Source organism: Psychrobacter sp. (genome assembly GCF_036731945.1).
Classification (GTDB): domain Bacteria; phylum Pseudomonadota; class Gammaproteobacteria; order Pseudomonadales; family Moraxellaceae; genus Psychrobacter.
This window is the reverse complement of the sequence record NZ_DAINDI010000006.1, coordinates 32,963-34,045: the sequence shown is the minus strand read 5'-3', so window position 1 is coordinate 34,045 and position 1,083 is coordinate 32,963. Positions and strand designations below refer to the sequence as shown.

Annotated in this window: 1 protein-coding gene and 1 pseudogene; both read left to right on the top strand. The window is 38.8% G+C overall.

Annotated elements, in window-relative coordinates:
• On the top strand, window positions 1–301 hold a 301-nt coding region (locus V7D75_RS02235; RefSeq protein WP_333613235.1), incomplete at its 5' end, for a substrate-binding periplasmic protein.
• A 71-nt stretch (window positions 302–372) separates the two neighbouring features.
• A pseudogene (locus tag V7D75_RS02230) lies at window positions 373–1,083 on the top strand (ATP-binding protein); the annotation flags it as partial.

The window sequence follows — 1,083 nt, the reverse complement described above, 5'->3', positions numbered from 1 at the left end:
GGCGCAAGATAAAGTCGACGCTGTGGTAGATGATTCAGGTGTACTTCGCTATACACTTAATGACTTGCCAAGTCTACAGCCACGATATTTTGACTACGAGAGTATCAGAGCTGATGGTGCTCGAAAGGTATTCCTTATTGATAAAAGTCAGCCTGATTTACTGAAAAAGGTTAATAAAGGGTTAAAAGAGTTAAAAACAGATGGGACCTATGCAAAGCTAACGACTAAATGGTTTGGCACGGATTTGACCAAGACCTCTCTACAGCAAGAGCAAATGCTTCAAAAGTCGGCTCTAGAATAGTTTACAGAAGGCATTATTTTAGCTTAAACAAACAGTAAATATGAATTTATATATATTAAAAGGAATGTGCTATGACTGTATCAACTCAAAGCGTTAACTCTCGTTATCGCGGTTTGATTCTGTCGATTGCTGCCTTCTTGGCACTGATTGGGGTATTGCTTGCCTTTACTTTTTATACCTCAAGTGTTCTTGAACGCAATACTACACTTGTAAATATTTCTAATAAAACTGCAAATAACGCTCAAGCAATTATTAAAGATTTGTTCGATCTACGAAGTAGTGTGGGTGAGCATATTAATTCTCCTCATCAAAAGCGAGTACGAGAAAGATTAGAGGGTAACACTCAAGATATTGATAGATTGCTAATCAGTATGAGAGAAGGTTCAGAATACAATGATGAGGCCGGTAACTCTTACAAAATTCCCAATATCACAACAGCGAGCGAAGTAGCTGCTTTAGAAGAAGCGCAGCAAGACTGGAATAAGTTAAAACCGCTTATCACAGCTTATCTTAAAGGTGCTAGTAACATTCGAGTAGATTCTTCGGATGAGTTGGCATTGGCTTATGAACAAGCTAAAACGTCTAGTCTACGTATGAATGATGCTTTAGATAAACTAACTAGTGAGGTTTATAAGGAAACTGAACGCCAAGCAAATACTATTCGTCTCGTTCAGGTACTAGGTGTTGCAGCTATTTTTGCTTACTTCCTAATCTTCGTCTTCTTCTTTGTACGTCGTTTGCGTGATACTGATGCTGAAACATTGGCGGCTCGTCGCGAAACG